General features: G+C 70.9%; 27 protein-coding genes. 19 read left to right on the top strand and 8 right to left on the bottom strand.

What is annotated here, in order from left to right; all coding sequences use genetic code 11:
- Nucleotides 1-25: 25 nt before the first annotated feature.
- The 3 genes from ACIRJR_RS10300 to ACIRJR_RS10290 all read right to left on the bottom strand — a co-directional run bounded on the left by ACIRJR_RS10300 (nt 26) and on the right by ACIRJR_RS10290 (nt 1,649).
- Nucleotides 26-625 (bottom strand): hypothetical protein, encoded by a 600-nt coding sequence (locus ACIRJR_RS10300; RefSeq protein ID WP_403776837.1) that lies wholly within the window; start codon nt 623-625, stop codon nt 26-28.
- 244 nt (nt 626-869) lie between these two features.
- The gene (locus ACIRJR_RS10295; RefSeq protein WP_403776834.1) at nt 870-1,010 is read right to left on the bottom strand and encodes a hypothetical protein; all 141 of its coding nucleotides are present in this window, start codon (nt 1,008-1,010) and stop codon (nt 870-872) included.
- 165 nt (nt 1,011-1,175) lie between these two features.
- A complete protein-coding gene (locus ACIRJR_RS10290; RefSeq protein WP_403776831.1) occupies nt 1,176-1,649 on the bottom strand; it encodes a hypothetical protein in 474 nt (157 codons plus the stop codon).
- Between the two features lie 105 nt (nt 1,650-1,754).
- On the opposite strand from ACIRJR_RS10290, the gene ACIRJR_RS10285 reads away from it, so the two are divergent.
- Nucleotides 1,755-2,165 carry a RidA family protein gene (locus ACIRJR_RS10285; protein WP_403776828.1) on the top strand — a complete coding sequence of 137 codons (411 nt, stop codon included), beginning with the start codon at nt 1,755-1,757 and terminating at the stop codon, nt 2,163-2,165.
- Nucleotides 2,166-2,322: 157 nt separating this feature from the next.
- Here ACIRJR_RS10285 and ACIRJR_RS10280 read toward each other — a convergent pair whose 3' ends face one another.
- Together ACIRJR_RS10280 and ACIRJR_RS10275 are read right to left on the bottom strand one after the other, a co-directional pair.
- Nucleotides 2,323-2,943: a hypothetical protein gene (locus ACIRJR_RS10280; protein ID WP_403776825.1), complete on the bottom strand. Its 621-nt coding sequence runs from the start codon at nt 2,941-2,943 to the stop codon at nt 2,323-2,325.
- Nucleotides 2,944-2,997: 54 nt separating this feature from the next.
- Nucleotides 2,998-3,555: a DUF3291 domain-containing protein gene (locus tag ACIRJR_RS10275; protein ID WP_403776822.1), complete on the bottom strand. Its 558-nt coding sequence runs from the start codon at nt 3,553-3,555 to the stop codon at nt 2,998-3,000.
- An 817-nt stretch (nt 3,556-4,372) separates the two neighbouring features.
- Here ACIRJR_RS10275 and ACIRJR_RS10270 point away from each other — a divergent pair.
- Together ACIRJR_RS10270 and ACIRJR_RS10265 are read left to right on the top strand one after the other, a co-directional pair.
- Nucleotides 4,373-5,041 carry an RNA polymerase sigma factor gene (locus ACIRJR_RS10270; protein WP_403776819.1) on the top strand — a complete coding sequence of 223 codons (669 nt, stop codon included), beginning with the start codon at nt 4,373-4,375 and terminating at the stop codon, nt 5,039-5,041.
- Nucleotides 5,038-6,132 carry a CU044_5270 family protein gene (locus tag ACIRJR_RS10265; RefSeq protein ID WP_403776816.1) on the top strand — a complete coding sequence of 365 codons (1,095 nt, stop codon included), beginning with the start codon at nt 5,038-5,040 and terminating at the stop codon, nt 6,130-6,132. Before ACIRJR_RS10270 ends, ACIRJR_RS10265 begins: the two co-directional genes overlap by 4 nt.
- 109 nt (nt 6,133-6,241) lie before the next feature.
- On the opposite strand, the gene ACIRJR_RS10260 is transcribed toward ACIRJR_RS10265, so the two are convergent.
- On the bottom strand, nt 6,242-6,802 hold the full coding sequence (locus ACIRJR_RS10260; protein WP_403776813.1) for a hypothetical protein: 561 nt from the start codon (nt 6,800-6,802) through the stop codon (nt 6,242-6,244).
- Nucleotides 6,803-6,957: 155 nt separating this feature from the next.
- Here ACIRJR_RS10260 and ACIRJR_RS10255 point away from each other — a divergent pair, with 155 nt between their 5' ends.
- The 7 genes from ACIRJR_RS10255 (at nt 6,958) to ACIRJR_RS10225 (ending at nt 16,590) form a co-directional block, all read left to right on the top strand.
- A complete protein-coding gene (locus ACIRJR_RS10255) occupies nt 6,958-7,593 on the top strand; it encodes a TetR/AcrR family transcriptional regulator (protein ID WP_403776810.1) in 636 nt (211 codons plus the stop codon).
- A 495-nt stretch (nt 7,594-8,088) separates the two neighbouring features.
- Nucleotides 8,089-9,381 (top strand): ABC transporter substrate-binding protein, encoded by a 1,293-nt coding sequence (locus ACIRJR_RS10250; protein ID WP_403776806.1) that lies wholly within the window; start codon nt 8,089-8,091, stop codon nt 9,379-9,381.
- Nucleotides 9,382-9,413: 32 nt separating this feature from the next.
- On the top strand, nt 9,414-10,355 hold the full coding sequence (locus tag ACIRJR_RS10245) for a carbohydrate ABC transporter permease (RefSeq protein ID WP_403776803.1): 942 nt from the start codon (nt 9,414-9,416) through the stop codon (nt 10,353-10,355).
- A gap of 14 nt (nt 10,356-10,369) precedes the next feature.
- Nucleotides 10,370-11,197: a carbohydrate ABC transporter permease gene (locus ACIRJR_RS10240; protein ID WP_403776800.1), complete on the top strand. Its 828-nt coding sequence runs from the start codon at nt 10,370-10,372 to the stop codon at nt 11,195-11,197.
- A gap of 47 nt (nt 11,198-11,244) precedes the next feature.
- Nucleotides 11,245-12,246: a LacI family DNA-binding transcriptional regulator gene (locus tag ACIRJR_RS10235; RefSeq protein WP_403776797.1), complete on the top strand. Its 1,002-nt coding sequence runs from the start codon at nt 11,245-11,247 to the stop codon at nt 12,244-12,246.
- Between the two features lie 50 nt (nt 12,247-12,296).
- Nucleotides 12,297-14,231 (top strand): cellulase family glycosylhydrolase, encoded by a 1,935-nt coding sequence (locus ACIRJR_RS10230; RefSeq protein WP_403776794.1) that lies wholly within the window; start codon nt 12,297-12,299, stop codon nt 14,229-14,231.
- A 37-nt stretch (nt 14,232-14,268) separates the two neighbouring features.
- Nucleotides 14,269-16,590 (top strand): glycoside hydrolase family 3 N-terminal domain-containing protein, encoded by a 2,322-nt coding sequence (locus ACIRJR_RS10225; RefSeq protein ID WP_403776791.1) that lies wholly within the window; start codon nt 14,269-14,271, stop codon nt 16,588-16,590.
- A 105-nt stretch (nt 16,591-16,695) separates the two neighbouring features.
- Here ACIRJR_RS10225 and ACIRJR_RS10220 read toward each other — a convergent pair whose 3' ends face one another.
- On the bottom strand, nt 16,696-17,037 hold the full coding sequence (locus ACIRJR_RS10220) for a DUF5713 family protein (RefSeq protein ID WP_403776788.1): 342 nt from the start codon (nt 17,035-17,037) through the stop codon (nt 16,696-16,698).
- A 121-nt stretch (nt 17,038-17,158) separates the two neighbouring features.
- Nucleotides 17,159-17,593 (bottom strand): Asp23/Gls24 family envelope stress response protein, encoded by a 435-nt coding sequence (locus tag ACIRJR_RS10215; RefSeq protein ID WP_403776785.1) that lies wholly within the window; start codon nt 17,591-17,593, stop codon nt 17,159-17,161.
- Nucleotides 17,594-17,877: 284 nt separating this feature from the next.
- Here ACIRJR_RS10215 and ACIRJR_RS10210 point away from each other — a divergent pair, with 284 nt between their 5' ends.
- The 9 genes from ACIRJR_RS10210 (at nt 17,878) to ACIRJR_RS10170 (ending at nt 26,651) form a co-directional block, all read left to right on the top strand.
- On the top strand, nt 17,878-19,035 hold the full coding sequence (locus ACIRJR_RS10210; RefSeq protein ID WP_403776782.1) for an acyl-CoA dehydrogenase family protein: 1,158 nt from the start codon (nt 17,878-17,880) through the stop codon (nt 19,033-19,035).
- A 23-nt stretch (nt 19,036-19,058) separates the two neighbouring features.
- Nucleotides 19,059-19,934 (top strand): acyl-CoA thioesterase II, encoded by an 876-nt coding sequence (tesB, locus tag ACIRJR_RS10205; RefSeq protein ID WP_403776779.1) that lies wholly within the window; start codon nt 19,059-19,061, stop codon nt 19,932-19,934.
- Nucleotides 19,935-19,963: 29 nt separating this feature from the next.
- The gene (locus tag ACIRJR_RS10200) at nt 19,964-20,935 is read left to right on the top strand and encodes a cation diffusion facilitator family transporter (RefSeq protein WP_403776777.1); all 972 of its coding nucleotides are present in this window, start codon (nt 19,964-19,966) and stop codon (nt 20,933-20,935) included.
- 481 nt (nt 20,936-21,416) lie between these two features.
- Nucleotides 21,417-22,877, top strand: a complete 1,461-nt coding sequence (locus ACIRJR_RS10195) for an ATP-binding protein (protein ID WP_403776774.1) — start codon at nt 21,417-21,419, stop codon at nt 22,875-22,877.
- Nucleotides 22,874-23,296 carry a roadblock/LC7 domain-containing protein gene (locus ACIRJR_RS10190; protein ID WP_403776771.1) on the top strand — a complete coding sequence of 141 codons (423 nt, stop codon included), beginning with the start codon at nt 22,874-22,876 and terminating at the stop codon, nt 23,294-23,296. The genes ACIRJR_RS10195 and ACIRJR_RS10190 overlap by 4 nt, the downstream gene beginning before the upstream one ends.
- Nucleotides 23,293-23,643: a DUF742 domain-containing protein gene (locus tag ACIRJR_RS10185; protein WP_403776768.1), complete on the top strand. Its 351-nt coding sequence runs from the start codon at nt 23,293-23,295 to the stop codon at nt 23,641-23,643. Before ACIRJR_RS10190 ends, ACIRJR_RS10185 begins: the two co-directional genes overlap by 4 nt.
- The gene (locus ACIRJR_RS10180; protein ID WP_403776765.1) at nt 23,621-24,220 is read left to right on the top strand and encodes a GTP-binding protein; all 600 of its coding nucleotides are present in this window, start codon (nt 23,621-23,623) and stop codon (nt 24,218-24,220) included. The genes ACIRJR_RS10185 and ACIRJR_RS10180 overlap by 23 nt, the downstream gene beginning before the upstream one ends.
- Nucleotides 24,217-25,536, top strand: coding sequence for a cytochrome P450 (locus ACIRJR_RS10175; RefSeq protein WP_403776762.1), 1,320 nt, complete (start codon nt 24,217-24,219; stop codon nt 25,534-25,536). Before ACIRJR_RS10180 ends, ACIRJR_RS10175 begins: the two co-directional genes overlap by 4 nt.
- Nucleotides 25,428-26,651 carry a cytochrome P450 gene (locus tag ACIRJR_RS10170; RefSeq protein WP_403776759.1) on the top strand — a complete coding sequence of 408 codons (1,224 nt, stop codon included), beginning with the start codon at nt 25,428-25,430 and terminating at the stop codon, nt 26,649-26,651. The genes ACIRJR_RS10175 and ACIRJR_RS10170 overlap by 109 nt, the downstream gene beginning before the upstream one ends.
- Nucleotides 26,652-26,722 lie beyond the last annotated feature (71 nt).

Here is a 26,722-nt window from a genome sequence, read left to right as displayed (position 1 = left end):
ACCTCCAGCGGCCCGGCCTCCAGCGCTAGCTTTTGACCGGCCACTCCAGCGTTTCACCGCTGAAGCCCTGGGTGAGCTCAACGGCCTCCGCCTTCTCGCCCCTGGTGATCAGGAACGCCGTGCAGATCTTCGCCGACTCCCCCGCGTTCAGCTTCTTCTCGGAATCCGGGGCCGGGCAGTTCGGCCAGGTGGCATCGCCCATGAGGACGAAAACAGCCTTGGTGCGGTCCCCTCGGTCCGTCCTGATGACCAGGCTGTTGTCCATCTCGTCGATCTTCATGGCCGTCTTGCCGCTCTTGTGGGCGAGCGTGGACCACACGTAGACCGGAGTCCTCGGGCCCGGCAGTTCGGCCGTGTCCAGGCCGGAGCTGTCCAGGTCGGCCGCCGTGCCCATCTGCACCTTCGTGGGCGTGACCGTGTACTTGCTGTCCGCCGACGTCGTCAGCATGCTGTCCTGCAGCGGGCTGGGCTCCCCCAGGCGGAAGGACGACTTGTCCTTCGTCGCGTCTGGGCTGGGACTGTTTCCGCCCTTGGCCGGGGCCGAGTCGTTACAGCCGGTCAGCGCCACAGCCAGCGCCAGGGCACCCGCTGCCGCAGGGACGTTCCGTATCCATGTGATCGCCATTGTCGTTCCCCCGTTGTTGCCTCGCTGTGCGACAGTCAGGCAGTCCACAGCCCAAACAAGCGATCATGTCAGAGCGGAGCCGCCGGCCTGGCGGCGGGGAGCGGCGACGTTCACACTGCGCTCCGGGGCGGTCACGACGCCGAGTCGGGGACGCTCTTCCAGATGCCCGACACCGCCCGGCGGGGACCTCGGCTGCAACGTCCCGACGGGCCGGGCCCCGCCCGATCCTGCCTTGACCGAGAGCTCAGCCTTTGTTGAGCTTGATGGCAACGGTCTTGCACGGCTTGTCGGCGAAGGTCTGGTTCCTCTCGCCCCACCCGGCTCGAAGGGCCGAAGCCGCCGACACGTCGTCCGGAGCAGCGAAGAACTCGATGATGATGCTCACCCGGACATCATGCCGAACCGCCCACGACCGTGACCGGCCGGATCTCCTGACCGGCCGGATCTCCTGACGTGCCGGATCTCCTGACGTGCCGGATCTCCTGAGGTACCGGAGCTGCTGACGTAGCGGAGCCCGAGTTGCGGCAGCGCCGCGCGGGCCGGGGCGTGTCTACTCGGGCAGGTACGCCGGAGCGGCGCCGGATTCGTCAGGCTTGAGGGACATCCGCACCAACGTTCCTGACTCGCTGATCAGTAGTTCCGGCACGTGGTCCTCGTAGAAGCGGATCTGCCCGATGACGCCCTCGGTGCTGCTGTGCCGCGCCAACTGCTCCAGCAGCGGCCCCAGGTCGGAAAGACACTCAGCGTGCACCTCCTGGCGTGCGGTGAGAGCCCATCCACCGTCTGTCCGGTGCAGCTCACCCACCAGCAGGCCCCCGATGCGCGATGCCGGCCCACGCTCGGCGAGGAGAGGGAACACGTCAGCGGGAGCCTCTGCCGTTCCCTCCGCCGGCCCGGCGCCCGTACCGCCCGTACCGCCCGTACCGGCAGCAGTGCCGAGGTGCCGTTCCAGGGCGTCCACGAACGCGCTCGGCACCGTGGCGCGGAGGTTCAGTGAGAGCTCGACTGCGTACATGTCACCCATCCCGGCACCCTATGCGTGCGCGGGGGGCGGGGAAAATGGGCGGCGGCCACAAGAAGGGTCTGCTAGGAATACGGATTCCTCCTCAGCCGACAGGACTTGGACGCCATGCCCCGCGCCATCACACTCATCCGTTCCACCGCCCTGTCCGACGTGGCCGAATACGCCTACGCCGCCACCGCTCCGGCCGACGCACGGCTGATCTTCCTCGCCGGGGCGTGCCCGCTGAACGAGGACGGGTCGACGGCGGCCGTCGGCGACTACGCCGGCCAGGCGGCGACGGCCCTCGAGAACATGAGGACCGCGCTCGCAGCGGCGGGGGCCGGTCTGGAGGATGTCATCAGCACACGCGTACTGGTGGCCTCCACGCGGCAGGAAGACCTGGTGGCCGCCTGGCAAGTGGTCCGGAACGCCTTCGGCGACCACGACGTCCCGAGCACGTTGCTCGGCGTCACCGTGCTCGGGTACGCCGACCAGCTCGTGGAGATCGAAGGCGTCGCCGCCGTACTCGACTCCTGACTGCGCGGCGGCCGGACCTCCACCTGACGCGCAGCGACGACAGCGCGTGCGAAGTCGCCCCAGGGCCCGAACGACTCGTACTCGGACCTCGGACGGCAGACCACGGATCGTGGCTCCTCGGTCCCCGGCTGTGGAGAGCACGCACGCCTCCTCGACCTCAGGAGCGGAAACCGATGACGCCGTGGCCTGGTCGTGCTGCTGCATGCCGCATCCAGTCGACGCACTGCATGACGGCCTCCACGACCTCGGGCTCCAGGGGCGGGGCCTGTCCCGACGCGTCGACGGCGCGCTTGGTGGCCTCGAACTGCTGGAGCGCTCGGGCGATATCGTCCGGCGCCCACTCGCCGCACCCCGGCGTGTGAGCGTAGGGCAGCGGAGCAGGCGGGGCGCCGTGGCTGAACGCGTCCACCGACACAGCGGTGACGCCCAGCGCCTTCAGCCCCTCATCGACGACGGACAGCCAGTCGCCCTTGTGCGGAGTGAAACAGTCGTTGGGCAGGAACGCGCCGGTGAGCGAGCACAGCCGCGCGTAGGCGTAGCCGTACTGGAAGGCGTGCCTCCGGTCATCGCTGAAGGGTCCGGCGTGGACGACCGCCCGCAGCGCCTCGTACGCCGTGGGGGCGCCCTTCTCGATCTCGTAGCCGTGGTAGTCGTCATCACGAACCAGGTCATCCCCGAAGTCATCGCGTATCACCTTCAGCAATCGGTCGTCGCGGGATCCGATCAGGGCGTGCGTAGCGGCCACGTCGAGCAGATAGACACTCAGAGAGGAACTCATGGCGATGAAGCTATCGAAGCGTTCGGCAGCGGACCCGGCCTCCGGGCTCCCCTGTCAGTGAGCCCGGTCGCTCTTCGGCCCGACGCCTTTGATCCTGGTCGGAGTTCCGTCCTGGGTGAAGGAGTGACGGAAGGTGAAGGCCTGCGGCGCCACGCCGTGTTCGTGGAGGTGTTCCAGTCTGGAGACCCCCTCCTGCCAGGTGGGTGTCATGTCGTCGGTGACCCACCAGAGCACGTGATTCGGGTGTCCTGTCCTCTCGAACCAGTCGTGACGCCTGTTCAGCGCCTCACGGTGCAGACCGGTGTAGATGGCGTCGAAGGCGGGGCGCAGGTCGGTCCAGAGCGAGAGGGTCGCGGCCAGTGCGGTGGTCTCCACCGTACGGCCCTTGCCGTACCAGGCAGGGGTGGAGAACTCCCCCCATACGCCCCAGTCCGCGTCGAAGAGCAGGCCCTGGACACCGTCCGCCGCTTCGGCGTGAGCGAGGTACCCGGGGTGCTGGCCGATCTTCCGGTAGACCGCCTCACCGATGTCGTAGAACTCGCGCGTGAGAGGTGCGGGATCGGCGAGAGGTGACTTCAGGACGCCGAATGTGTACAGCGCAAGACGGGGCATGCGTCTCTCCTTGGTCGGGGGTACCTGGTACGGGCGCACCGGGGTCCGGCGGCTCACGCGCGAGGGGACGAGGGGTCGCGTGGACGAGGGGACGAGGGGACGAGGGGACGAGGGGTCGCGGGGCGTGACCGGCCTGTCCCTTCGACGCCGTTTCGGCCCGGGGTACTCCTGGGCGACCGTGGGTGATCGCCGAGGACCACGTGAAGGTAGCTGCCTCCGCGGGCGTTGTCGAAGTTGCGTTATCTCGCTCAACGTGGCTTCCCACAGGCGCCGTTGAGCCGCTGATAGCGGTGACGGACGGGAGCGCTGCGCGGTACAGGTGATCCACTTGGGCCGAACTGTTCCGCACGGGAGCTGTGGCCGGAGCCTGGCCCGCGAGGCCGCCCGGCAGGGCATCGCCCCGCGGCTGTCGGCGTCGGCCACCGGCCGAGGCGGCGGAGGCCCGATGCGGTCATCGTGCCGGCACGAGCGGCTACGCAACTGGAGCGCGCCGGGCCCGTCAGGCTTGTGGGGCATCCGTGCCGGCGTTCCCGACGCGCTGCTCAGTAGCTCCGGCACATGGCCCTCGTAGCGGCGATCCGCCCGATGACGCCCTCCGTTCCGGAGTGCCTGGCCGACCGCTGCGGAAGCGCGACAGATCGGCAAGACACTCCGCGTGGACGTCCTGACGTGCTGTGAGGGCCCACAGCGCCGTGGCACGGAGATTCGGAGAGAGCCCGACGCGGCCCCGCCGGTGTGGCGCGGGTCACCGGAACCCAGCGGGCCGACCGGAGAGGTGGGTGGTGTGAGGTGTGATGAACAGGGAGATCGGGAGCGGATGCGGGCACGGATCAGGGCGGGTGACCGCGAGGCGTTCGCCGCGCTCTACGAGGAGTACGCGCGGGCGGTCTACAACCACGCCTACCGGCTGACAGGCGACTGGTCGACCGCCGAGGAGGTCTTGTCCGAGACCTTCCTGGCGGCCTGGCGCACCCGTCACGCCGTCGAACCGGAGGGCGACACGCTGCGGCCGTGGCTGTTCGGGATCGCCACGAACAAGGCGCGGAACGCCAACCGCGGCATCGGCCGACGCCTGGCCTTCCTGGCCCGCCGCCCCGCCCCGGAAGCGGTGGCGGACATCGCGGACGCCACGGCCGGACGCGTCGACGACGCACGGCGGCTCGCCGCGGTCCAGCGGGCGCTGGGTGGGCTCCGGCGCCAGGAACGCGAGGTGCTGGTCCTCTGCGTCTGGTCCGGCCTGGACTACGCCGAGACAGCCGAGGCCCTCGGTGTTGCGGTGGGCACCGTGCGGTCGCGGCTGTCCCGTGCCCGCACCCGGCTGCGCCGGCTCACCGACGAGGAGCTCGGCGGCACTCCGGAAGGGCACGGGAGAGAAGCGCCGGCCGGCGAAGCGGTCCGGACCGGAAAGGAACCCGGCTCCGGCCGCGGAGAGGTAGGGAGCAGGGCCGTGTTCGTGGCCCTGCCCATCCAGGAGGAAGCCCGATGAACGACCGTACCTCCGGCCCCGAGCAGGCCGAACGCGAGGAACTGGCCCGGCTGTTGCCGGCCCCGGCCGAACGGGACCTGCCCCCTGGCCGCCATCTCCACCACAAGGACATCCTGATGCGTCTGATCGACCAGGACGGCGACCACACCACCGCACGACCCCGCCCCCGCCCCCGCCTTCTGCGCCCTGCCGTCCTGCTACCCGCCGCCGGACTGGCCCTGGGCGCGCTGCTGCTGACCACGCTCACCGTGACCGGCCAGGACGGCGCTCCGGCACCGTCCGCCACGGGCACGGGTTCCCGGACCACGCCCCAGGACGGCGCGGCCGTACTGCTCGACCGGATCGCCTCGGTAGCCGGGAAGAGCGACGAACAGCCGGTCACCGGCGACCAGTTCGTGTACGTCAAGACACTGCAGGCCGGGAACGAGGGCAGATTCGGTGGTCCGGCGAAGCTGGGCAAGTCCCACCGGCGCGAGGTCTGGATGGCGCAGAAGGCGGGGCCGGTGATCGATGTCGGCCTGATCCACGAGGAGGGCTCGTACGTCCCGATCACCGTCGGGGTGCCGGACGGCGAGACCCCCGTCGGCTATCCGGCGGGCCTCGACCGGCCGACGTACGCGTGGCTGGCCTCGCTGCCCACCGACCCCGACGTCCTGCTCCGGCGGCTCACCACCGAGATCACCCGGGACCAGGACGCGCGCGACACCCCGGCCGAGGACCGGGACCAGGACCAGGACGCCTTCGACACGATCGGTGAGCTGCTGCGGGAGACGGTGATGCCGCCGAGGACCGCGGCCGCTCTCTACAAGGCGGCGGCGAGGATCCCCGGCGTGACCGTGGACCCCGACGCGGTGGACGCGGCCGGCCGGCACGGGATCGGCGTGGCCCGAGACGACACCCGGGTCGGCTGGCGCACCGCCTGGGTCTTCGACCCGACCACCCTGGAATACCTGGGCGAGCGCACCTACCTCATCCGGGACACCACCATGGGCAGGAAGGGCACTCTGCTCAGCAAGTCGGCGGTCCTGGAGCGCGGGGTCGTGGACGCCCTTCGCGAGAGGCCGTCGGCCGTGACGCCGTCGACGACCTGACCCCGCAGGGGCCTGCCGGGGCGCGACCGGACCGCCCCGGCACCGGCCTCGCTCCGTACGACGCACGCCGTACGGCACGCGCCGCACGCAGCACGGCACATGCCCCTCCTCACGCCCGGTCGCGGGCGGGATTCAGCCGGAGTGCCGAGACGAGGAAGAACACGCCTCCGAGGAAGGCGTATCCCGCGAGGTTCACCAGCGTGGGATCGCCGCTGCCGGCCTGTGTGACGAACGACGTGCCGGCGAGCACGGAGATGGCACCACTGATGATCATCGGCCACTGGCCGCCCAGTGAGCGGCGAACGGCGCCCGCGACGAGCTGGACGAGCCCGGAGGCGACAGCCCAGGCTCCCCAGATCTGGAGGACGTCCGGGATGCCGGACGTGACCGCGACCGCCAGGCCGATCACCGCCAGCGAGCTGATCGCGATGTTCACCAGCAGAGCGGGCGCCGTGGCGCCGTTCGCCTTGGCCGACCGGACGTCGACGATCGCGGCCGCCACGTCGAACAGGGGGTAGAGCAGCAGGAGTGCCACGCTGAGCGGCCCCAGGGTGTCGGCGGTCGCGAAGAGGAGGCCGGCCCAGACCGCGGCGAACGCGAAGCGCCCGAAGTACAGCTTGCGCAAGGTCGCGGGAACGCTGGGGGACGTGGTGCTGACGAGAGTGTCCACGGAAGGTGCCTTTCGGTGACGGCGCAGGGACGCACAACGGCCGACCCATCCATCACGCCATGAGGGAGAACGTTCGGTCTCGTTGAATTAGAGGCCTCCGCTCCAGACCTGTCAAGACCGAACGTTCTCCCTCGATTGCTTGGTAGTCTGGCCGCATGAGCCGGAGCACAGAAGGCGGCAGCACGTCCGAGGCGCGAGAACGGCTGCTCTCCACAGCGACCAGGATTTTCTACGCGGAGGGGATCCACTCCGTCGGCATCGACCGGATCACCGCGGAGGCGAAGGTGACCCGGGCGACGCTGTACCGGCACTTCGCGGGCAAGGAAGAGCTGGTCCTCGCATATCTCGACCAGGCCGACCAGGGGATCCGGGGACAGATCGCCGCCGCCCGTGCGAGCGGCGGACCGGCCGCCGACAGGGTCCGCGCCGTGGCCCGGTCCATCACCGAGGGCATCCGCTCCCCGGGCTTCCGCGGCTGCGCCTTCCTCAACGCGGTCGCCGAATACGCCGATCCCGCGCACCCGATCCACCGGGCCGTCCTGGCCCACCGGCAATGGTTCCTGGAGACCTTCACGGATCTGCTGGCAGAGACAGGCGACGCACCCGCCGAGCCGGACGCACGGCACCTCGTCATGCTCCGGGACGGCGCCATGGCAGCCGGCTGCCTCTTCGACCCCGGGCTGGTGTCCGAGACCTTCCTGCGAGGCGTCGAGGGAATCCTCCACGCACGCGGCGGGCCGGCTCCCGCGCCGGGCACCACCGCCTCCGGCGCCACGATCCCGACCCCCTGACCGAAGCGGGTCCCGGCGTCAAGGCCGGGCATCCTCCCGCCCGTTCAACACACCCCGCCGGGCCGGTACGGACGCACGGCTGGAACGGCGGTCCGGCGGTCCGGCGCAGTCCGGCGGTCCGGCGCAGTCCGGCAGCCCACCGGCTCCACAGCAGCCCGGCGGTTCGGCGTAGTCCGGCGGTCCGCCGGTTTCCACAGCACGGCGAAGAGGCGCAGGCACAGGCACAGGCACAGGCCGCCACCTCCGCCCGGTCGGCACACCCACGCCCACACACGCGCACGCGCACGCGCACACACCCGCGCACGCACACACACCGACCTTCACCGCCGCACGAGCGGCCCCGTACGGCACCGACCACCCCCACCCGGAATGTCGCCCTTTCCAGCATGTGCAACCGGGGGTTGACCATTCCCTCCCCCGCGCCTAGGTTTCTCGCAACCCGCTGGTACATCGATTAACCACCCCGGTTAACGTCCTGGTTGGAGACATCCCGCTGTGCGCTCACCCCTGAGTCGGCGCGGTTTCCTTGCCGCTGGTTCCGGCCTCGCCGCCGCTACCGCGCTGCCCGCAATGTCCGGCTGTTCCACGCTCGCCTCGGCCGATTCCGACCCCGGCACCCTCGTCGTCCACACCCAGCTCGGGACCACCGCCCCCGGCTCCCCCACCTACACCGCCGCCGTGAAGGCCTTCGAGAAGGAGAACCCGGGCCTCCGGGTCAAGAACCTGGTCAACGGCGACGACCTCCCCCAGGTGTACGAGACCTCGCGACTGGCCCGTAAGGAGCCGGACGTGGTCATGGTCAACCTGTACGACAAGACGCTCGCCTGGACCGATGTCGGCGCCACCGTCGACGTCAAGGGCTATCTCGACGACTGGGGCCTTCGTGACCGCGTCCTGCCCGCCGCCCTGACGGAGTGGACCGACGGCCAGGGCAGGCTCCGCGCCTTCCCGTACTTCGCCGCGAACTGGCCCGTCGCCTACAACACCCACCTGCTCGACCGGGCCGGCGTCGGCTCCGTCCCCACGACCGGGGACCAGCTGATCGGCGCCGCGCGCAAGCTGCGGGCCAAGGGCATCGCACCCGTCACCGTCGGCGGCAACGACTGGACCGGGCAGAAGCTGCTCGCCCAGATCATCCAGACCTTCCTCACCCCCGAGGAGGCCCGGAAGGTGTACACGACGGGGGACTTCAGCGGCAGCCGGGGCGCCCGTGAGGGCATCGACTACTTCGTGACGCTCCGCGACGCAGGCGTCTTCGCCGACAAGGCGCAGGGGCTGACCTCCGACACGATGACCACGCAGTACAACACGGAGGCGGCGGCCGTCCAGTCCGCGATGTCCTCCGCCCTGGCCAAGGTCCCCGCGAAGGCGGCCGGGCACACGGAGATCGGCGGCTGGCCGCTCGCGCCGGGTGCCGCCCACGAGAAGCCGACGATCCTGCGCTCGTACACCCTCATCGGCTTCTGGATCAGCCCGAACGGCGTGAAGAAGCTGTCCTCCGTCGAGAAGTTCCTCCGCTTCATGTACCGCCCCGACGTGGTGTCCCGCTTCATCACCGAGAGCGGCCGCGACATGGCACTGGTCACCGACACGGTCAGCAAGGACTTCCCGCTGGTCGCCAAGGCGCAGCAGCTCGGCGACCGGGTCGGCCAGGCGCTCCTGCCCGACCTGTACGTCCCGCCGACCGCCACCCAGCCGCTGATCACCGCGACCAGCACCGCCTTCACCCGGGGGACGAGCGCGGCCACCGTGCGCTCCGCCCTGGAATCCGCCTACCGCACGGCCTGATCCGCGCGCCCGAGCCTTCTGCGAGTCCTCCTATGACGATGCTCTCGTCCGCCCCGGGCGGCGCCTCGGTCCGCGGCCCGGCCGCTCCCACCCCGTCCGCCCCCACCACGAAGCGCCGCACGCAGGGCGGGACCGTCCTCGCCCTGCCCGCGCTGGTCTGGTACCTGGTCTTCATGGTCGGCCCGCTGGTCGCCATCTTCGTGATCGCCGCCCTGCACTGGCCGGGCATGCTCCAGCCGGTCTCCTTCGCGGGCACCGGCAACGTCCGCGCCGTGCTCGACGACCCGGTCTTCTGGGACGCGGTACAGAACACCGCCGTACAGCTCGCCGTGGCCGTGCCCCTGATGATCGTCGGCGCGTACATGCTCGGCTACTACGTCGCGCAGAAGCCGCCCGGCCACCGCGTCCTGCGGTACCTGCTCTTCATCCCCGGACTGATCTCCACCCCCGCCAAGGCGATGGTGTTCTACGCGGTCCTCTCCCCGGACGGCCTGCTCAACGGGGCGCTGGACAAGGTGGGGCTCGGCTCGATGACCGACGCCTGGCTCGCCTCGCCCTCCACCGCGCTCGCCTCCCTCATCCTCCTCGACGTGTGGAGCGGCATCGGGTTCACCGCCGTCCTGTTCGCCGCCCGCCTCGGCTCCGTCCCCGACGAGATCGGTGAGGCCGCGCAGCTCGACGGCGCCGGGCACTGGCGGGCCATGTGGCGCATCCACTTCCCCGTCATCCGTGACTTCGTCGGTGTCGTGACGATGCTCCAGTTCCTCTGGACCCTGTTCGGTTCGGCGCAGAACGTGCTGCTGCTCACCCAGGGCGGCCCGGGAAGTTCGTCGACGACGCTCTCCTTCCTCGTCTACCAGAAGGCGTTCATCGCGGCCGACCTCGGTTACAGCCAGACCGTCGGAGTGGTCCTCTTCCTGGTCGGCCTGGCCGGGCTGCTCACCATCCGTCGCGTCTTCCGCCAGAACTACTGATCGGAGCTGGTCCCATGAAGTTCGGAAGGTCCTGGCTGCCGGCGCACATCCTCGCCTGGCTGTACATGGTGCTGCTGGTCGTCCCCCTCTACTACCTGCTGGTCTCGGCGTTCAAGACGAACGACCAGATCTTCGGGAGCCCGTTCGCCCTGCCCACCTCCCTCTCCACCGCCAACTTCACCGAGTCGTTCTCCTCGGCGCACCTCGGGCCGGCGATCCTCAACTCGATGCTCGTGACGGCCCTCGCGCTTGTCCTCACCCTGGCCCTCGCGATACCGGCGGCCTTCGCCATCGCCCGTACGGAAGGGCGGCTCGGGGCCCTGGTCGAGCGGGTGTTCTCCCTCGGCTTCCTGGTCCCCACGTTCGCCGCGCTCTTCCCGACGTTCCTGCTGGCGGCCGCGACCGGGCTGTTCCACACCCGCGCCTTCATGGTGCTGTTCCTGCCGGCCACGGCGATGCCGCTCTCCGTCGTCATCCTGGTGCAGTTCATGCGGACCATCCCGCGCGAGATGGAGGAGGCGGCGCGCATGGACGGCGCGTCCACCTTCGCCGTCCTGCGGCACGTCTACACACCGATGTGCATGCCTGGCATCGCGACGATCCTGCTGCTGAACTTCCTGACCTTCTGGAACGAGTACCTCTACTCGCTCGTCATCATCGGCCCCGACCCGGACCTGCGGACCGTGCAGGTCGCCCTGCCCACGCTGAAGTCCCTCACCGGCACGGACTACGGCATCCTTACGGCGGGCACGGTGCTGACTCTCGTCCCGGTCTGGGTGGTCTACACCGTGCTCCAGAAGCGGATGCAGCAGGCCCTCGTCAGCGGAGCGGTGAAGATGTGAACCAGCCTCAGGAAGCACGTACCGTCGCACGCCCCACCATCAAGGCAGTGGCCGCCGCAGCCGGGGTGTCCACCGCCGCGGTCTCCCAGGCCGTCAACGGCACCGGCCGGATCTCGGAGGCCACCCGCCGCCGGGTCCTGGACGCGGCAGCCGAGCTGGGCTGGTCCCCGAGTGCCTCCGCGACGGCGCTGCGCCGGTCGCGTACGCGGACGATCGCGCTCGTCGTCCGGCGCCCCACCGACGTGCTGGGCTCCGACCCGCACTTCAGCGAGCTGATCACCGGTCTGGAGGGCGAACTCGCTCCGCGGGGCTACGGTCTGCTGCTCCACCTGGTCGCCGACATGGCCCAGGAGAACGCTCTGTACGAGCGTCTGGCCGCGGAGGGCCGGATAGACGGCGCGGTGCTGACCGACGCCCGTGCCGACGACCCCCGCCCGGACCTGCTGCGGGGCCTCGGCCTGCCCGCGGTCCTGCTGGGCGCCCCGGACGCGGCCTCTCCCGTGCCCCGGGTGGGCCTGGGCCGGCAGGGCGCGGGCGTGCGGGAGGCCGTGACCCATCTGCTGGAGCTCGGCCACCGGCGCCTCGCCTATGTCGCGGGGCCGGCCGAACTGCTCCACACCCGGCTGCGGTTGCACGCCTTCGAGGAGGCACTCGCCGAGGCGGGGCTGGCGCCCGTCGCCGTGCGGCACAGCGACTTCACCGAACGGGCCGCCGTCGACGTCACCGAGGAACTGCTCTCCCTGCCCGACCGGCCGACGGCCCTCGTGTTCCCCAACGACTCCATGGCCGTCTGCGGCATCGGCACGGCGCAGCGCGCCGGGCTCCGGGTGCCTGGCGACCTGTCGGTGGTCGGCTACGACAACCTCTCGCTCGGCCGCTGGGTCCACCCCCGGCTCACCACCGTCGACCAGCAGGTGCAGCGCGTCGGCGCCGCCGCCGCCCGCACCCTGCTCGCCGGATGCGGGGAGGACGTACCGCCGCCGGTGCTCGACGGCAGGCCCCGCCTGGTCGTACGCGAATCGACCGGCCCGCTGACACCCCCGACCTGAACCGCCGCACCACCCCGCACCCCCCGCACATCGAAGAGGACCCGAACACCATGCGACGCCACAGCGCCCAGCTCACCCACGACTCCGCCGTCCTCCCGTGGCTCGGCACCAACTTCTGGTCCCGCACCGGTGGTCCGCTGATGTGGCGGAACTACGAGCCGGGGACGGTGCGGGAGGAGCTGGCGGTGCTCCGGGAGCACGGTCTGAACATGACCCGGTCGTTCTTCTACTGGCCCGACTTCCACCCGGAGCCCGGCCGGATCGACGAGGAGCTCTGCGACCGCTTCCGGGACTTCCTGGACGCCCACCACGAGCTGGGCATGGGCACGGTCCCCACGTTCATCGTCGGCCACATGTCGGGAGAGAACTGGGACCCGGCGTGGCGTGGTGACCGGGATCTGTACGAGGACGTGTGGCTCGTCGGCCGGCAGGCGTGGTTCGTCTCCCAGATGACCCGCCGGTTCAAGGACCACCCGGCGGTCACGGGCTGGCTGATCACCAACGAGATGCCGGGTTACGGCCGGATCTACCAGGTCGATCCTCCGTCGAGCGATGTGGTCACCGCCTGGGCGCAGTTCATGTGCGACGCGGTGCGCGCGGCGGGCGGCACCCAGCCGGTGTCCCTGGGTGACGGTGCCTGGGGCATCGAGGTGACCGGCCGGGACAACGGTTTCTCGCTGCGGGAGACCGCCGAGTACGTCGACTTCGTCGGTCCGCACGTCTACCGCTCCGACACGGACCGGCCGCGCCAGCACTACCGGGCCGCGTTCGAGTGCGAGCTGGCCGCCGTCACGGGTCAGCCCGTCGTGCTGGAGGAGTTCGGGCTCTCCACCGACACGGTCTCGGCCGCGAACGCCGGGATCTTCTACCGGCAGACGCTGCACAACTCGCTGCTGGGCGGGGCCACCGGCTGGATGGCCTGGAACAACACGGACTACGACGACCTGTGGGAGCAGTCTCCCTACGACCACCACCCCTTCGAGATGCACTTCGGGATCACCGACAGCGCCGGGCGTCCGAAGGAGCCGCTGCGTGAACTGGCCGCCTTCGCGAAGGTCCTGGAGCAGGTCGACTTCCCGCGCTGCCGCCGCACCGACGCGGACGCGGCTCTCGTCGTGCCCGCCTTCCTGGAGCGGGGCTACCCCTACAGCCGGCCCGCCGACCGCCCGCTGATCTTCACCTCGCTGCACCAGGGTTATGTGGCGGCGCGCGGCGCGGACCTGCCGGTGGCCTTCGCCCGGGAGGCGGACGGGCTGCCCGACGACGCCTCGCTCTACCTGCTGCCCTCGACCCGCCAGCTGACCACCCGCACCCGCCGCGAGCTGGAGCGCCGGGCGAGGGAGGGTGCGACGGTCTACCTGTCCTTCTGCTCGGGCGAGTACCCGACGACGCGCGGCCCGTGGTTCCACGATCTCGACGGGCTGTTCGGGGTGGAGCTCCAGCTGTCCTACGGTGTCGCCGAGCCGATCGAGGACGACGTCCTGGAGATGACGTTCACCGAGGACTTCGGCTCGATAGCCGCCGGTGAGGTGCTGTCCTTCCCGGTCGCGGGCAACGAGGACAGCCGCGCCTACCTGCCGGTCGTCCCGGACGGTGCCCGGGTCGTCGCCACCGACGCGCACGGCCGCCCGGCTCTCCTGCGGTACGAGACGGGCGCGGGCCGCACGGTCCTGGCCACGTATCCGCTGGAGCACATGGCCGCCCGCACGGCCCGTGCCAACCCGGAGCAGACGCACCGCCTGTACGCGGCTCTCGCCGAACTCGCGGGTGCGGTGCGGCCGGTGACGGTCGACTCCCCGTACGTCAGTGCCGACGCCCTGGTCCGCGAGGACGGCGCGCGCTTCGTGTGGCTGGTGAGCCAGTCGGGCGAGGAGCTGACCGTGCGCCCGTCGGCGGACGGGGAACTGCGCGAGCTGTCCGGCGGGGACCCGGTGCGGGACGTGACCCTCGCCCCGTACGGCGTCCGCGTGCTCGAACTGCGCTGATCCCGCGCCGTCCCTACTCTCCGAGGTGAGTCACCCCATGTCCGAGCCGCTGTTCCGGGACCCCGAGGCGCCCGTCCCCGACCGGGTGCGCGATCTGCTGTCGCGGATGACGCTCACCGAGAAGGTGGGCCAGGTCAACCAGCGGATGTACGGATGGGACGCCTACGAGCGCACCCCCTCCGGTCACCGGCTGACGGACGCGTTCCGGGCGGAGGTGGCGGCTCACGACGGGATGGGCGCGCTGTACGGGCTCCAGCGCGCCGACCCCTGGTCCGGTGTGACGGCGGAGACGGGCATCGGCGCGGCGGACGGGGCGCGCGTCTCGGACTCCGTGCAGCGGCACGTCGTCGAGAACACCCGGCTCGGTGTCCCCGTCCTGCTCGTCGAGGAGATGCCGCACGGTATCCAGGCGCTGGACGGGACCGTGCTGCCGGTGAACCTGGCGGTCGGTGCCACCTGGAATCCGGAGCTGTACGAGGAGGCGGCGGCCGTCGCCGCCTCCCAGCTCCGGGCCCGTGGCGGCCATGTCGCGCTGGTCTCCGCGCTCGACCTGGTGCGGGACCCGCGCTGGGGCCGCGCGGAGGAGTGCTTCGGCGAGGATCCGTATCTGGCGGCGCGGTTCACCGAGGCGCTGGTGCGGGGGGTGCAGGGCCCGGCCGGTGAGCGCATCGGCCCGGACCGCGCCGCCGTCGTCCTCAAGCACTTCGCCGGGCAGGGGGCCACGGTCGGCGGACGCAACAGCGCGGCCACGGAGCTGGGCACGAGGGAACTGCACGAGATCCATCTCGTCGCGGCCCTGGCGGGTGTACGCGCCGGAGCCGCGGGCCTCATGGCCGCGTACAACGAGTTCGACGGCGTCCCGTGCGTGGCGAACCGCCATCTGCTGACGGAGGTGCTCCGGGAGCGGTGGGGCTTCGGCGGCCTGGTGATGGCCGACGGGCTCGCGATCGACCGCCTGGTGCGGATGGCGGGTGATCCGGTGGCGGCGGGGGCCATGGCACTGCGGGCGGGGACGGACCTGAGCCTGTGGGACGACTGCTACCCACGGCTGGCGGAGGCGGTCCGCCGGGGCCTGGTCGACGAGTCCACGCTCGACACGGCGGTGGGGCGCGTGCTGGCGCTCAAGTTCCGCCTCGGCCTCTTCGAGAACCCGTACACCACCGCGCGGCCCCCGGCGCCCGGGCGTCTGGAGCACCTGAGCGAGCGCATCGCCCGGGAGTCCGTCACCCTCCTGGAACACGACGGAGCGACGCTGCCTCTTGCCGGCCGCCGTATCGGGACCGTCGCGGTCATCGGGCCGAACGCCGACTCCGTGCCGCAGCAGATCGGCGACTACACCGCGCCCCAGCGGCCCGGCGTCGGCAGCAGCGTGCTCGCCGGTATCCGGGCGGCGGCTCCCGAGGACACCGCTGTCACGTACGCCCGGGGGTGCGGTCTGGTGGGTGGTGATCTGTCGGGCCTGCCGGAGGCGGTGGCCGTCGCGGCCGCCGCCGATGTGGCGGTGCTGGTCCTCGGCGGTTCGAGCGCGCGTGAGTCCGACACCCGCTTCGACGCCAACGGCGCGGCTGTCGTCGCCGCCGGGAACCCGGTGGAGATGACCTGCGGCGAGGGCGTCGATCTCGCCGAACTGGGCCTGCCGGAAGGCCAGGCGGCCCTCCTGGACGCGGTCGCCGCGACCGGCACGCCGGTGGTCGTGGTGCTGGTCCAGGGCCGGCCGCACGCCCTGCCGGACCTCACGGGGACGGCGGCGGCGGTGCTGAGCGCCTGGTATCCCGGCCCGTGGGGCGGAAGGGCGGTCGCGGACGTCCTCTTCGGGGCGGCCGAGCCGCAGGGGCGGCTGCCCGTCTCCGTGCCCCGCTCGGCGGCCCAACTGCCGGTGTTCTACAACGGCAAGGACCACGGCTACCGGGGTTACGTCGACCAGCCGGCCACCGCCCGCCACCCCTTCGGGCACGGGCTCGCCTTCACCTCGGTCGACTACGGAGCACCCCGGCTCTCCCGGGTGTCCGTGGCGGCGGACGGTCCGGACGGGGCGGTGCCCCCGCTCAGCTGCACGGTCCGCGTCGCCAACACGGGAGGCCGGCGGGTGCGGGAGACCGTCCAGCTCTACGTGCGCCGGGTGTCCGGCGGGACGTCATGGCCACGCGTGCGCGAGCTGCGGGGCTTCGCCCACATCGACCTGGCGCCCGGCGAGGACGCCGAGGTCGCCTTCCTCATCGGTGCGGGAACCCTGGCCTCCTTCACACACGCCCGCGCATGGGCCGTGGAACCCGGCGAGTTCGCGATCGGGGCGGGGCCGTCGTCGGAACGCACGCAGGAGGCCCGGCTCACAGTGACGGCGGGGGAAGGGCTCGGTTGACCGGACCGGCGAGGTCGGCGTCGGATCGGGCCGACGAGATCGTCGTCCGGCACACGGCTCAGGTGTGACCGGCCGGGCACCCCCTCCGGTCCCGGCGGTGGCACCTCACCAGTCCCGGGTCGCGATGAGCTCCTCCACGTCGGCCCCGGTGAAGCCGTAGGCCATGGCGATCGCCCGGAAGTCCTCGGCTATCTCCTCGCGGGCGACCGTCTCGATCTCACTCCCCGCCGCCTCGAACTCGGCTTCCAGCGTGTTGAATTCCTCGGTCGCCGCGTGCGTGAGCACGTACAACGCGGCGAGGTCCGCCGGGCGTTCCGCCTCGATGCGTTCACAGAGCCGGACCAGGACGGCCTTGCCCCGGTCGACGACGCGGTCCGGGAAGTAGCCGTCCCGGTACAGCCCGCCGAGAAACGCGTACTCCGCCATGCGCCGATCGCTGATCGCCATGCCCCGTCCCCGCCCTGCCGTCGGCCCGTCGGACCACCCCGTTCCTCCGGTGGCCCACAGGACCGATGGTGCACCATGCCACTGACAGTGCCGCGTGCGCCGGTGGCGGGCGCGGGGGTGGTCACTGCACGCGGGCGTTGGAGCGGCCGCTGTCCTCCTCGTCGTCGTCATCACCCGGGATGTGGACATCGAAGACGTTGATGTTGATCTCGACGACCTCCAGGCCCGTCATCGTCTCCACCGCGTCGGTCACATGGGTCCTGACCTTGTCGGCGAGTTCATGGATCGGTATGCCGTACTCGACCTCGATGTCGACGTCGACCGCGGTCTGCTTCTCCCCCACCTCCACCTTCACGCCTCGCCCTCCGCCGGAGGACCCGCCCACGCGTCCCACCACCGCGCCCATCGCCTTGGACGCACCCCGGCCCACCGAGTGCACACCGTCGGTCTCCCGTATGGCGATTCCGGCGATGGTGGCCACGACGCCGTCGGCGATGGTCGTCCTGCCACGCGTCTTCTCGCCCGAACTCCCACCCGGGGTTTCGAATTCAGCCATGACTGCCTCACAGAGAGTCGATGCGGCGAGGCTGCTCGCGTCCTCGCCGGCTCCTCACTTCACTGTGCGCCCGGCAGCCGCCCCCCGCCATCGAGGCATACGCAGCGCTCGCCACGGCTACACTCCGCGACCGTCCACGCCCCGGCCCCTTCGCCGGGCCGGGGCGTGCTCAGCATCACCCTGGACAGTCACCGTGACCGCCGGGTAACTTTTGACCAGGACTGAGCAAGCGCTTAGCCACTGCGACCGAAGCCGAAGCTGAAGCTGACACCAGGAGGCACCCCGTGCGCCGTACCGTGTACAACGAGGACCACGAGGCGTTCCGGGACACCGTCCGCGCCTTCATCGAGGCCGAGGTCGTTCCCGTCTACGACGAGTGGTTCGCGGCGGGCCAGGCGCCCCGCGACTTCTACTACAAGCTCGCCGAGCTGGGCATCTTCGGCATCGAGGTGCCCGAGGAGTACGGCGGCGCGGGCATGGAGACCTTCAAGTTCGAAGCGATCCTGTACGAGGAGACCACCCGCGCGGGCATCTCCTTCGGGGGCTCCGGCGTGCACGTCCTGCTCTGCCTGCCCTACCTCAAGGCGTACGCCACCGAGGAGCAGAAGAAGCGCTGGCTGCCGGACTTCGTCTCCGGCAAGTCCATGTACGCGATAGCCATGACCGAGCCGGGCACCGGTTCCGACCTGGCCGGCATGAAGACGACCGCCAAGCTCTCCGAGGACGGCACGCACTACGTCCTCAACGGCGCGAAGACGTTCATCACCGGCGGCGTCCACGCCGACAAGGTCATCGTCTGCGCCCGCACGGACGCCCCCAAGGCCGACGACCGCCGCCACGGCATCTCGCTCCTGGTGGTCGACACCAAGTCCGAGGGCTACTCGGTCGGCCGCAAGCTCGACAAGCTGGGCCTGAAGGTCTCCGACACCGCCGAACTGGCCTTCGTCGACGTGAAGGTCCCCGTCGAGGACCTGCTGGGCGAGGAGAACAAGGGCTTCTCCTACCTCGGCCAGAACCTCCCGCAGGAGCGCCTGGGCATCGCCGTCGGCGCGTACGGCCAGGCCAAGGCCGCCGTCCGCTTCGCCCAGCAGTACGTACAGGACCGCACGGTCTTCGGTAAGTCCGTCGCGTCCTTCCAGAACACCAAGTTCGAGCTGGCCGCCTGCAAGGCCGAGGTCGACGCGGCCGAGGCCGTCTGCGACCGGGCGATCGAGGCCCTGGACGCCGGCGAGCTCACCCCCGCCGAGGCGGCGTCCGCGAAGCTGTTCTGCACCGAGGTCGCGCACCGGGTGATCGACCGCTGCCTCCAGCTGCACGGCGGCTACGGCTTCATGAACGAGTACCCGATCGCCCGCCTGTACACGGACAACCGGGTCAACCGGATCTACGGCGGCACCAGCGAGGTCATGAAGTCGATCATCGCCAAGTCCATGGGCCTCTGAGAGAGCGGCTACGTTCTTCCTCCATGAGCGAAGCACTTGACTCCCTGCTCGATCTGCTCGACCTGGAGCAGATCGAGCAGGACATCTTCCGGGGCATGAGCCGTTCCGCGGTCGTGCCCCGCGTCTTCGGCGGCCAGGTCGCGGCCCAGGCCCTGGTCGCCGCCGGACGCACGGTCCCCGACGACAGGGGTGCCCACTCCCTGCACGCGTACTTCCTGCGTCCTGGGGACCCGGGCGCGCCGATCGTCTACAGCGTGGACCGCATCCGCGACGGGCGGTCCTTCACCACCCGCCGGGTGGTCGCCGTGCAGCACGGCAAGCCGATCTTCCACCTCTCCGCCTCGTTCCAGGTGCACGAGGACGGCATGGACCACCAGGCGGTCATGCCCTCCGCCCCGGACCCGGAGACGCTGCCGACGGCCGCGCAGATGCTGCCCCGGTACGCGGACCGCTTCACGGACCCCCGCATGGCCGACCGGCTGCTGGAGGCCCGCGCCGCGGTCGATCTGCGGTATGTGGACGCCCCGCCCTTCGCCACCGCCGGTGAACCGCGGGAGCCGCGCTCACAGGTCTGGTTCAGGACGCACGGCAAGCTGGCCGACGACCCGCTCCTGCACGTCTGCATGGCGACGTACGTCTCCGACATGACCCTGCTGGACTCGGTGCTGCTCGCCCACGGGCGCGGCGGCTGGTCGGTCGGCGACGTGGTGGGCGCCAGCCTGGACCACGCGATGTGGTTCCACCGCCCCTTCCGGGCGGACGAGTGGCTGCTGTACGACCAGGAGTCGCCCTCCGCGTCCGGCGGGCGCGGTCTCGGCCAGGCCAGGATCTGGACGGCCGACGGGAAGCTGGCCATCACCGTCATCCAGGAGGGCCTGGTCCGCGTCCCGAGGGACTGACGCCGACACATTCGGACATACTGCTCGTCATGAGTGACGCCACGCATGACGAGCAGACCGGTGGCAGCGAGTCCACGTTCACCGTCGTCGTCGCGGCGGCCGCCAATCTCGGCATCGCCCTGGCGAAGCTGGTCGCGGGCCTGATCAGTGGTTCGAGCGCGATGCTCTCGGAGGCCGCGCACTCGGTCGCCGACACCGTCACCGAGCTCATGTTGCTCACGGCGCTCAAGCGCAGCGAGAAGCCCGCCGACGAGGACCATCCGTTGGGCTACGGCCCCGAGCGGTACATCTGGGCGATGCTGGCCGCCGTCGCGACGTTCGTCGGCGGAGCGGTGTTCTCCCTGTACGACGGCGTCCACACCCTGCTGAAGGGCGAGGAGCTGGGTGACCCCCTCGTGTCGTACATCGTGCTCGCGGTCGCCTTCCTGATGGAGGGCTTCTCACTGCGTACGGGCATCCGGCAGGTGCGTGGGGAGGCCGCGCGGCTCCGGGTGGCCGCGCCGCGCTATCTGCGCCGGACCCCCGACACGGCGGTCAAGGCGGTGGTGATGGAGGACTCGGCGGCCCTGGCCGGGCTGCTGCTGGCGGCCGGGGGGCTGCTCGGCGGGCAGCTCACCGGCTCCGGGGTCTGGGACGGCGTCGCCTCGGTCCTCATCGGCGTCCTGCTGGTGTACGTGGCCTGGGTGCTCTGCCGCTCCAACGCCCAACTGCTGATCGGCCGCCCGCTGTCGGCCGGGACCCGGGCCGGGGTGCGCGAGGAGCTGCTGTCCGTGCCGCACATCGTCGAGGTGCTGGAGCTGACCACGCTGATCCAGGGGCCCTCGGAGACACTGGTCGCCGCGAAGATCGACTTCCGGGACACGTCGACCGCCGCGCAGATCGAGTGGGCGTGCGAGGAGGCGGAGCAGCAGCTGCGGGAGCGCTACCCGTCGATCCGGCGGGTGTATCTGGACCCGACACCGGGGCGTGCGCAGCGGGCGGCGGAGCGCTCCGGCGGCTGAGGCGGGGCGGGGCCACTGTCCGCTACCGGCCGGATCTGGCCAGGGGCGTCTCCGGTAGGACATTCGGTGGTGAATGGACCGCACCGCGACGGTGTCCGGGCCCGTCCGGCGCCCTCACTCCGGTGTCGGCCTCACTCACCGCCACACCGAGTGCGCCCCGGCGCGGGGCCTCCGCGCCACCCGGCCGTACCCGGGGCCGCACGATGCCGTGATCCCGGGGTCACAGCCCGCCAAATGGTGACCTTTCAGCTGTGCCCGGGCAACTGGCACACCTACATTCTGTTTTTTGCCTTTTTATCTTGCATGTCAATTTTTTGAGTACCTACACGTCCCGATTCAAATGATCCGGAGGTTCGAATTCCAGCCATGATCAGCAGATTCATTGCATCTGCGGTCAGGAACCGATGTCCTTCATAAGGTCGCCTCAACCAGCCCTGGCCGTAAGCGGGCAGGCGCATCCCCCACCACCGAGGACCTTTTGATGACGGACATATCGGAGGCCGGTCCCTGGGTACTGGCGCTGGCCATGACGGCCGCCGCCCTCGCCCTGGCGCTCCTCCACCTCCGCACGCGCCGGTCGAACGCGGCACTGCGCGCGGAGGCTCGCGCCGAAGCACAGGCCGCTGCCGGCAGGTACCAGGCCCTGGAGGCCAACGCGCGGTCCAGCGCGCAGGCGGCCGCGCAGGCCTCGGAGACCCGCTTCCGGTCGATGGAAGCCACCCTCATCGCCGAGGCGCAGGCGGCCGAGCGGGCCGGACTCGCCGCCCGGCAGCAGGGCGACCGGGTGAGCGGGGAGCTGGCGCACCTCGTCGACACCCGGCTGCCGGGCCTCGTCACGCACCTGAGACACCGTCATGTGCCCGTCCCCGGAACGCAGGACCCGGCACTCGCCCACACCGATCTCGGGGCCCTCCTGGAACGGGCCCTGAACCAGGTCGCCCAGGTCGTCGTCGACACCGAGGAGCGGGTCGACGCCGGCGCCCAGGCCGTGCTGCGGGCCACCACCGCCGAGATCCAGGCCAAGTCCTACCGCCTCCAGGAGATGATCGAGGAGGCGCAGTTCGCCTTCGACGATCCGGAGATCGCGAAACGGCTGGTGTCGATGGACCGCACGAACGAGGAGAACCTCCGGCAGATCCAGGCGACCGGAGTGCTCTGCGGGGCGTGGCCGGGGCTGACACGGAACGACTCCCACCTGGGTGACATCGTTGCCGGAGCCCAGTCCCGCATCGCGGGCTACCAGCGGGTCCAGATCACCAGCCAGCTGTCCGACCCGGTCGGGGTGGTGGCCCGGGCGGTGGAGCCGCTCGCCGTGATCGTCGCCGAGCTGCTCGCCAACGCGGTGCACCACACTCCTCAGGGCACGCGGCCCGTCGACGTCAGCCTGCACCAGGTGCAGGCAGGGGCGTGCGTCGTCATCGACGACCCCGGCGTGGGCATGACGGACGAGGAGCGCGAGTTCGCCGCGCGCATGCTGTCCGGTCAGCAGGGGGTCCTGCTGACCCATCTGGGAGACCCGCCGCGCGCGGGGTTCGCCACGATCGGCCGCCTGGTGCAGCAGTTCGGATTCACCGTCACGGTGGACAAGCCCTCGTCGTACGGCGGTGTGCGGGCCGTGGTGTTCGTCCCCGATCACCTGCTGATGCTGATGGATGAGGTGGCCCAGCCCATGTCGGCCATGTCCCCCGCCCTGCGCAAGCCGGAGCCGCCCAGGCAGGAGAGCCCCGCGCCGTCGCCGGCCGCCGGGCCCGCCGGCGCGATCGAGCTGCCGCGGCGGCGGCGCCAAAGGGCCGTCCAGGACACGGACCGGCCCGCCCCGCAGGGCCCGGCGCCCGCGATCACCCCGGACCAGGCGGCGCTGACGTGGGGCGCCTGGCAGACCGGCACCCTGCGCGGCTTCGAGGACGCGCACACCGACCAGGAAGAAGGCACGCAGTCATGACCGTCGTTCCCAAGCGCCCCCTTCTCAGGGACATGTCCTGGGTGCTCACCCCGCTCCTGGAGGTGCCTGGGGTCGTGCACGCTCTGGTCCTCTCCGGCGACGGGATGATCCAGGGCGCCACCCAGTCCCTCACCCGGGAGGCCGGGGAGGGCGCCTCCGCGATGGCGTCGGCCGTCCAGGGCGCCTGCAAGGAGCTGGTCAGGAAACTGGCGGGGCAGGAGGAGAGCCCCGTACTGCACCAGGTGGTGGTCAGCACGGACTACGGGTTCGCCTTCCTGATCCCCGCGGGCGACAACACGGTCATGGCGGTCTTCGCACAGCCGACCGTGGACATGGGCGTCATCGCCCACGCCATGCAGGTGCAGGTCTCGAAACTGGGCGACAAGGTGATGAACTCGCCTGCTCGGACCCGGGGATGACGCCGGCTCCCCGCCGGCGGCTCGTGCCGTCGTTCCTGGCCACCGACAGCGTCCAGCCGACGCGCAACACGCTGGACCGGCTGACCCTGCTGTCGTCCACAGGCGTCACCGCCGTCGACGACCTGACGCACGCGCAGCGCCGGCTGGTCGAACTCCTCCAGGGCGGCCCGCTGGCGCTGGTCGAGGTCGCCGCCCGCCTGGCACTGCCGGTGAGCCTGGTCCGCGTCCTGGTCGCGGATCTCGTCGACAGCTCGCACCTGCACGCCCGCGCCCCCATTCCCGAAGCGAGGGCACACGATCCCCAGCTGCTAGAGAAGGTGCTCGATGGACTCCGCAGTATCCGATAACACCTTCCTCGACAGCGACGAGCAGACGCTGGTGAAGATCGTGGTGACCGGGCCCTTCGGCGTCGGGAAGACGACGCTGATCAACACGCTCTCCGAGACCGCGCCGCTGCACACCGAGGAGGTCATGACCCAGGCCGGTGCGGCCGTCGACGATCTCGCCGGTGTGCGGGACAAGGCCACCACCACGGTCGCCATCGACTTCGGCCGCAGGACCCTCCCCGGTGATCTGGTCCTCTACCTGTTCGGCACTCCGGGCCAGAAGAGGTTCAAGCCGCTCTGGGAGGACATCGCCCGGGGCGCGCTGGGTGCGGTGGTCCTGGTGGACACCCGCCGTCTCGACGACTCGTTCGACGTCATCGACATGATCGAGCAGCAGGGACTGCCGTACGCCGTGGCCGTCAACCACTTCCCCGACTCTCCCGGCCACCCGCCCGAGGTGCTCCGCGACCACCTGGACCTGGAGCCGCACACCCCCCTGGTGGTCTGCGACGCCCGCGAGACGACATCGGCCGTGGACGTACTGATCGCGCTGGTGACCCACCTGCTCACCGCCCAACCCGTCCTGGAAGCCTCATGAGCACCTATCTGCCCCTGGCAGTCCCCCTGTACGGCCCTGACTTCGCTGCGGATCCCGGGCGCGTCTACGCCCGCCTGCGCGCGTTCGGGCCGGTCGCCCCCGTCGAGGTGTCCCCGGGCGTCAGCGGCTATCTGGTGACCGACCGCGACGCCGCTCTCGCCGTACTCAACGACCCCGGCGCCTGGTCGAAGGACCCACGGGCCTGGGAGAGCGGGCTCCCGGCCGACTCGCCGGTGAAGCCGATGATGGGGTGGCGGCCCAACGCCCTGTTCAACGACGGCGCCGCGCACCGCCGCTACCGGTCGGTCATCACCGACAGCTTCAGCCGGATCGAGCCGCACGACCTGCGCGGGCAGGTCGCGGAGATCGCGGACGGTCTGATCAAGGACTTCGCCGGCACGGGTGAGGTCGACCTGGTCGGCCAGTACGCCCGCCCGCTGCCGCTGGTGCTGTTCAACGCGATGTTCGGCATGCCGCCCGAGGACGGACCCCGCCTGGTGGCCGCCATGGGCGGCCTGTTCGAATCCGAACCCGAGCACGCCATCAAGGCGAACGAGGACTTCGGCCGGTACATGGAAGAACTCATCTCGCTCAAGGTGCGGGAGCGCGGCGAGGATCTGACGAGCTGGTTCATGGACCACCCCGCCGGTCTGGCACCGGAGGAACTCGCCCACCAGGTGATCCTCACCATGGCCGCGGGGCAGGAACCGACCACGAACCTGATCTCGAACGCGCTGTCGCGCATGCTGTCCAATCCGGACTACTACAGCAGCCTCTCCAACGGCGCCCGCACCGCCCGTGACGCCATCGACGACGTGCTGCGCCACGAGCCGCCGATGGCGAACTACAGCGCGCACTACCCGCGCCGCAACATGCAGATCGGCAGCACCTGGATCCCCGCCGACAGCCTCGTGCTCATCTCGTACCACGCGGCGAACACCACCCCCGACGGTCACGACGGCGGCGAGCGTACCGACGGGGGCGCGCACCTCGCCTGGTCCTCCGGTCCGCACGCCTGCCCCGTCAAGCAGCCCGCCCTGCTCATCGCGATCACGGCGATCGAGAGGCTCACCAGCCACCTCGGGGACCTCGAACTCGCCGTGCCCCGCGAGAGCCTGCAATGGCGCCCCGGCCCCTTCCACCGCGCACTGGCGCACCTCCCGGCCCGCTTCGGTCCCATCACGCCGCAGAAAACTGGAGTCACCCCATGGAGCAGCCCCTCGTCCTCGACCCCGCCGGCCGCGACATCCACGGCGAGTCCGCTCTCCTCCGTGAGCGCGGGCCGGCGGCCCGGGTCGTACTCCCCGGCGCCGTAGACGCCTGGGCCGTCAGCAGCCACTCGCTCCTCAAGGAACTCCTGACCGACGACCGCGTGACCAAGGACCCGCGCGCCTGGAGCCCCTGGCAGCGCGGCGAGATCACCCCGGACATGTGGGTCTACACCTGGGTGGCGGTCTCCAACATGTTCACCGCCGCGGGGCAGGACCACCGCCGCCTGCGCAAACTCGTCACCCCCGCGTTCACCGCACGCCGCATAGAGGCGCTGCGGCCCGTCATCCAGGAGATCGCCGACCGGCTGCTGGACGACGTGGCGACCGGCTCCGACGGCACGGTGGACCTGCGCAGCGCGTACGCCCACCCGCTGCCCATGCGGGTCATCTGTCATCTGTTCGGGCTGCCGGAGGAACTCCGGCCGCGGATGGCCCAGTTGGTCGAGAAGATCTTCGACACGACCATCGAGGACGCCGCGTCGAACTTCGCGGAGCTCCAGCAGATGCTGACCGACCTGATCGCGAGCAAGAGGCAGGAACCCGCCGACGACATGACCAGCGTCCTGATCGCCACCCGCGACGAGGACGGCACCCGTCTGAGCGAAGCCGAGCTGACCGACACCCTGCTGCTCATCATCAGCGCCGGGTTCGAGACCACCGTCAACCTCATCGGCAACGCGGTCCGCGCCCTGCTGGAACACCCGGAGCAGCTCCAGCAGGTCACCGAGGCCGGTGCGAAACGCTGGAACGACGTCATCGAGGAGACCCTGCGCTGGGAGCCGAGCGTGGCCCATCTGCCCCTGCGCTACGCCGTCGAGGACATCGACCTCCCGGACGGTCAGCGCATCACCAAGGGTGAGGCGATCCTCGCGTCCTACGCCGCGGCGGGCCGGGAACCGGCCCAGCACGGCCCGGACGCCGACCGTTTCGACATCGACCGGTTCGGCAGGGAGCACCTGGCGTTCGGCTACGGAGTCCACTTCTGCCTCGGGGCCCCGCTCGCGCGGCTGGAAGCCGACGTGGCCCTGACCACCCTGTTCGCCCGGTACCCGGACCTCGCCCTGGCGTCCCCCGCGGCGGACCTCACTCCGGTCGAGTCGTTCATCGTCAACGGATCCCAGCGCATCGACGTCACGCTGGACCGTCCCACTCCGGCCTGAGGACTGCGGCTCGCCGGACCCCGGGTCCGGCGGGCCGGCCGGTCCCGGTGTCCACCGGCCGGCTCGCCGGA

It is taken from the genome of Streptomyces sp. NPDC102402 (assembly GCF_044765765.1).
In the GTDB taxonomy this organism is placed as follows: Bacteria; Actinomycetota; Actinomycetes; order Streptomycetales; family Streptomycetaceae; genus Streptomyces.
Note: the sequence above shows the minus strand (reverse complement) of the source record. Positions and strands in the feature narration are given on the sequence as shown.